4 protein-coding genes are annotated in these 6,566 nt (G+C 25.7%); all 4 read left to right on the forward strand.

All coding sequences use genetic code 11. The features are described 5' to 3' along the window. Positions 1 to 599 precede the first annotated feature (599 nt). The 4 genes from cas9 to csn2 are packed head-to-tail and all read left to right on the forward strand — an operon-like array spanning position 600 to position 6,466. Positions 600 to 4,619, forward strand: coding sequence for a type II CRISPR RNA-guided endonuclease Cas9 (cas9, locus tag AC5EAH_RS07560; RefSeq protein WP_493494169.1), 4,020 nt, complete (start codon positions 600 to 602; stop codon positions 4,617 to 4,619). Continuing rightward, a complete protein-coding gene (gene cas1 / locus AC5EAH_RS07565; RefSeq protein ID WP_493494170.1) occupies positions 4,619 to 5,488 on the forward strand; it encodes a type II CRISPR-associated endonuclease Cas1 in 870 nt (289 codons plus the stop codon). Before cas9 ends, cas1 begins: the two co-directional genes overlap by 1 nt. 11 nt (positions 5,489 to 5,499) lie before the next feature. Beyond that, a complete protein-coding gene (gene cas2 / locus AC5EAH_RS07570) occupies positions 5,500 to 5,829 on the forward strand; it encodes a CRISPR-associated endonuclease Cas2 (RefSeq protein WP_493494171.1) in 330 nt (109 codons plus the stop codon). Beyond that, positions 5,819 to 6,466 carry a type II-A CRISPR-associated protein Csn2 gene (gene csn2 / locus AC5EAH_RS07575; protein ID WP_493494172.1) on the forward strand — a complete coding sequence of 216 codons (648 nt, stop codon included), beginning with the start codon at positions 5,819 to 5,821 and terminating at the stop codon, positions 6,464 to 6,466. Before cas2 ends, csn2 begins: the two co-directional genes overlap by 11 nt. Positions 6,467 to 6,566 lie beyond the last annotated feature (100 nt).

Raw genomic sequence — 6,566 nt, forward strand, 5'->3', positions numbered from 1 at the left:
TTTTAGAGTCATGTTATTTTGAATGATTTGCTTTTATATTTGATAGAGTTGAATGATGAAAGATGTAATTGTCAGTAGTATGATTAATGAATTTAAAATTTTATCATAGTTGGTAGAAGTATTTCTTTTCATAAAATATAATTCTGAAAATTGTGTAAATATTATTAATGAACCTATTATATTTTTTGATATTAAATATAATAGTGTAAATAATATTAGATATATTATTAATCTGTTAACTTTTAATTTTAGATAATCCATATTATTTCTCCTTATTTTAAAGATTTTAGCGATTCTATTGCTATTTTATTTCTAACGACTTTTTTCTATAGACTATGTTTATGCATTTATAATAGCTAGTCATTTAATTATAATATAAAACACCCTTCATGGAGATAGTGAGGGGTGTTTGCGTTTGCAAAATTAACTTTACATTAGTTTGTTTTTTTTATAAGATGAGTTTATAGATAAAAAAATAAGCACCGAAACAGTGCCAATTTAATTGGATACGGACTAAGCCTTATTTTAACGCGTCATGTTATTTTGAATGATTCTGCATTTATTATAACATGTTCAATATAAATTTCAAGGAGAAAAATATGCAAAAAAAAGATTATACAATTGCTTTAGATATAGGTACTAATTCTGTAGGTTATGCTGTTGTTTATGATGATTTTTCTATTCCTAAAAAGAAAATGAAGGTTTTAGGTAATACAGATAGAAAAAATATAAAGAAAAATTTTATAGGTAGCTTATTATTTGAAGCAGGTGAAACGGCAGCAAGTAGAAGACTTAAACGTGGTACGCGTCGAAGATATACGAGAAAAAAACAGAGAATTAATGAGTTACAAAAAATATTTTTTAATGACATTATGCAAATTGATGAATCATTTTTCCCACGTTTATCAGAAAGCTTTTTAGTAGAACAAGATAAACAATATAATAGACATCCTATTTTCGGTAATTTTGAAGAAGAACAAGCTTATCATGAAAAATATCCAACGATTTATCATTTGAGAAAAGCATTAGTTGATGGGCAAGAGAAAGCAGACTTACGTTTAATTTATCTTGCATTTGCACATATGATTAAATATCGTGGTAATTTTTTAATTGAAGGTCAAATCGACTTTAGTCATTTATCTGTATCAGAAGTTTTTAATGAATTTTTAGAAAGTTATAATACCACTTTTGCTGATTTTATTAATGATGGTGTGATTAATAAAGTGAGTGAAAACGTAGATGCTGAACAACAATTAATAGCTAGTGTATCTAAGAGTAAAAAAGCTGAAAGTTTATTAAAACTATTTCCTAAAGAAAAATCAAATAAATTATTTCATCAGTTTTTGAAATTAATTGTCGGTAATCAAGGTGATTTGAAAAAATACTTTGAAATTAAAGCTAATCAAGATTTGAAAATTCAATTATCTAAAGATAGCTATGAAGAAGAATTAGAAAATGTATTAACGATTATTGGTGAAGAATATCGAGAAGTTTTTGATAAAGCTAAAAATGTTTATAATGCGATAATGTTATCGGGTATTATTGCAGGAGATATTAAACAGAGTGAAGCGATTTTATCTGCCAATATGGTAGAAAGGTATGAACAACATAAAATAGATTTACATGAGTTAAAAGCATTTGTTAGTGAATACTTACCGCATCATTATAAGGACATATTTAAAAATAATACAATTGATAGTTATGCGAGTTATATTGAAGGTAAAGTGAGCCAAACGAATGCGACGGTAATTGATCAAGCAACGTTTTATAAAGCATTGAAAAAACGATTATTAGAGCATTCTGCTATTGAGAATTACGATTTCTTGGATAAAATGGATAGAGAAGTATTTCTATTGAAACAGAGAAGTTTTGCCAATGTTGTGTTACCTTATCAAATTCATTTATATGAAATGATGAAAATTTTAGATAAACAACAACAGTATTATCCATTTTTGAAAGAAAATAGAGAAAAAATTGAACAATTATTGAAATTTAGAATACCATATTTCATTGGTCCATTAGCTAAAGGTCAATCTGAATATGCTTGGTTAGTAAGAAATAGTGATGATAAAATTACACCTTGGAATATTGAAGAAGTTGTTGATTATAAGGCATCAGCAGAAAATTTTATTACTCGAATGATTTTAGATGATACATATTTACCAGGTGAAAAAGTTTTACCAAAAGCAAGTTTAATTTATCAAAAATATATGATCTTTAATGAATTAACTAAAATTAAAATTAAATATGAAAATACTGTAGAATATTTAAATGCTGTTCAAAAAGATAAAGTTTTTAATGAATTATTTAAAAAGAAAAAGACAGTAACAGAAAAAGATATTATAACCTTATTAGAAATGTCTGGTGATTATTCAAAAGATATAAAATTAGAGGGGATTAAAGAAAAATTCAATGCTAATTATTCAACTTATTTAGCTTTATCAAAAAATGAAGAAGTTAAAAAATTATTAGATGATGAAAAGCATGAAGAGCTGTTTGAAGATATTATTAAAAAATTAACATTATTCGAAGATAAAAAAATGAGAAAAGAGCAATTACGTGATTATCATGCTATTTTTTCTAAAACAGCTTTGAAATTTTTAGTTAATCAACGTTTTACGGGTTGGGGAAGATTGTCTAAAAAATTACTTGTAGAATTAAGAGAACGAGATAGTCATAAAACTATTTTAGACTATTTAATGACTGATACGAAACATCGTAATTTTATGCAATTAATAAGAGATAGTGAATTATCTTTCGTTAATGATATTTTTGACTATCAACAAAAACATTTAAAACAATATAATGAAGTTGAAATAATTCAAGGTATTACAGGTAATCCTGCGATAAAAAAAGGGATCTTACAAAGTTTAACTATAGTTAATGAATTAGTTCATATTATGGGCAGACCACCTAAACATATCGTTATTGAAATGGCTAGAGAAAATCAACATACTCATCAAACTGCCACAAGATTCAAAAAAATAAAAGAAGGTTTAAGTCAACTTGTTGAGCATTTATCAGTAGATAATATAGATAAGTCAACTTTAAATAGTGAAAAAGTTTATTTATATTATTTACAAAATGGTAAAGATATGTATAGTGGAGAGAAGTTAGAATTAGGAGATTTAGCTCAATATCATGTCGATCATATTATACCTAGAAATGTAATTAAAGATGATTCAATTGATAATAAAGTTTTAACAACTTCTATTAATAATGTTCAAAAATCTGGTGATGTTTTGGTTAAAGAAGTACGTGATAAAATGATGCCATTTTGGACTTTATTAAAAAATGCTAGTTTAATAAGTGAGACTAAATTTGCACGTTTAATTAAAACAGCATTTACTGATGAAGATAGACATAGATTTGTACAAAGACAGTTAGTGGAAACAAGACAAATTACCAAACAGGTAGCTAGTATTTTATATGAAAAATTTAATAAAGAAGAGACTAATATTATCACTCTAAAATCAGCCTTAGTTTCAGAATTTAGAAATAAATTTAATTTATATAAATTAAGAGAATTAAATGATTATCATCATGCGCATGATGCGTATTTAGCAGCAGTAGTAGCACTAGCAATTTTAAAAGTACATCCTAAAGCAGATAAAAGTTTGATTTATGGTGAATTTAATAAAAAGACTTATAGAAATTCTAATAATAAAGCAACAGAGGAAAAAAGATTATATAAAAATATTATGAAGTTTTTTGATAAAAAAAGATATTCCGATGATGATACTGGGGAAATTTTATGGGATCAATCATCTATACCGATCATTAAACGTTGTCTTTTTGACTATCCTGTTAATATTGTTAAAAAGATAGAATATCAGACAGGTGAATTTTACAATGAAAGTGTATTACCTAAATCACCGAAGGGGAAATTAATCCCTAGAAAACGACAATGGGATACTGACAAATATGGTGGTTTTACAAGTATTAAAATGGCTTGTGCAGTCATTGTTAAATTTCAAACACCAAAATCTAAAATTGAAAAGAAATTATTGGCCGTGCCTATCATTGAACATACTTTATTTGAACAAGATCCACAAGCCTATTTAACTTCACAAATCAAAGGGCAATTATTAGCTTATAAAAAACTACCTAAAAACACTTTAATTGAATCAAATAATGGTTTAAAACGTTATATTGCTAGTGAAAAAGAATTTCATAAAGGCACGCAATTCAGATTAAATAAGCATTTTGTTAAGTTGCTCGCTAATTTGAAAAAAGCAGATAAACAAGATTGTCCAGAAGCTTATAATTATATAAAACAACATTTATCAGAGTTAGATGAATTATTAAATATCATTTGTGACTTTGCATTAAATAATAATTATGTCAATGATAAATTTATAAATGACATAAAAGCAGCTTATGCTAAGGCAAATATTGATATTGATAATTTAGAAGAAATTAAAAAATCATTTATTGATTTATTGAAATTAGTGCAAACAAGAGCAGCATCAGAATTTAAGTTTTTTGGTTTTACTAGTGGTAGACGAGATCGAGGGTATGTGAATACTAACAGTAAATCAATGGTCTTAACTGGTCAAATCATTCATCAATCACCTACAGGACTATATGAAACACGTATTGATTTGGAGAAATTATAATGTCGTGGCGAACAGTTATTATTAATCAACATTCAAAATTAAGTTATCAAAATAATCATTTAGTATTTAAATCAGCGCAACAAACAGAATTGATTCACTTATCTGAGATAGATATTTTATTATTAGAAACGACTGATATTGTTATTACGACAATGTTAATTAAAAAATTAGTAGATGAAAAAGTTCTAGTTATTTTTTGTGATGATAAGCGATTACCGCATGCACAATTACAAGCTTTTTATGCCAGACATGATAGTAGTTTACAATTAAATAAACAATTACAATGGCAAGATGATATTAAATGTCTTGTTTGGACAGATATCATTGCACAAAAGATTATTAATCAAACAATCTGTTTAGAGTATTTTGATTTATATGAGAAAATAACTGTTTTAAATAAGTTGCTAGATGAATTACAACCTTTTGATTCAACAAATCGTGAGGGACATGCTGCTAGAATATATTTTAATCAACTATTTGGTAATGATTTCAATAGAGATCAAAATAATGATATTAACGCTGCTTTAGATTATGGTTATAGTTTAATTTTAAGTATGTTTGCTAGAGAAATTACGTTAAATGGTTGTATGACGCAATTTGGTTTGAAACATAATAATCAATTTAATCATTTTAATTTAGCCAGTGATTTGATGGAACCTTTTAGACCACTTATTGATAAAATTGTTTATGAAAACAGATGTGAAAATTTTACATTCATTAAAAAGAAATTATTTACAATATTTGTTGATACTTTTGAATTTAATCATAGGGAAATGTATTTGACGAATATTATTAGTGAATATACAAAAAAAGTAATCAAGTGTTTAAATAATGATAAGAATAAAGGGGTGCCTGTATTTAGGCTATGAGTTACAGATATATGAGAATGTTATTAATGTTCGATATGCCAGTAAGTACACACGCAGAAAGAAAAGCCTATAGAAAGTTCAGAAAATTTTTAATTGACGAAGGATTCATTATGCATCAATTTTCTGTGTACAGTAAAATTTTATTAAATAGTACAGCCAACAATGCTATGTTAACAAGGCTTAAAGCTAATAATCCAAAAGAGGGGAATATTACGATTTTAACAGTGACAGAAAAACAATTTTCTAAGATGATATATCTTCATGGTGAAAAAAATACATCAATCGCCAATACAGATAAAAGAATTGTATTTTTAGGAGAGGAATGGTCAGATGATAATTAAGTTACCATGTTTAGATGATTATATTACTATTGCACCCAAACATATATTATCGATTGAAAATCAAGAATTATTTTCGAACATTGTTTATGCTTTTCATATACATGATGAAAAAATTATTTGTACTAACAAGCAATTTAATAAATATAAGCCAACAGATTTGCTCATTATTACTGATATTATTAGTTTTGATCTAAATAATACGACAATATTAAAAAAATTGTATGAGGATATCGAAAGTGATTTGAATTTACATATTGAAACAAAATCTAAAATTGAACAATTGGCAAATGAAATTACAGATATTCTAGCTAAGGAATTAATTGAAAATAATTTTAATTTAATATATGATGAAATTACGATTCAAGAACTTTTAAAATCTTTAGGTGTTAAAATTGATACATATACAGATACATTACTAGATAAAATTTTTAATATTTTACAAGTTTTTAAATATTATAAAAAAGAAAAAGTATTAATATTAATTAATATTTGTAGCTATTTTTCAAAAAAAGAAGTTGCGAGTATTATTGAATATATTCAATTGAATCACTTAAATGTACTCATCATTGAACCAAGACAAGTATATGATATACCACAACATATATTAGATAATGATTTTTTTCAGTATGAAATATAGTTTGAATCATTCAAAATTGAAGCTTTGTCACAGCAAATGACACGTAATCTAAAATTTCAAAAACACTTACACGAGGTTTTAGAGTCATGTTATTTTGAAT

This window comes from Staphylococcus sp. B1(2026), from assembly GCF_058895785.1.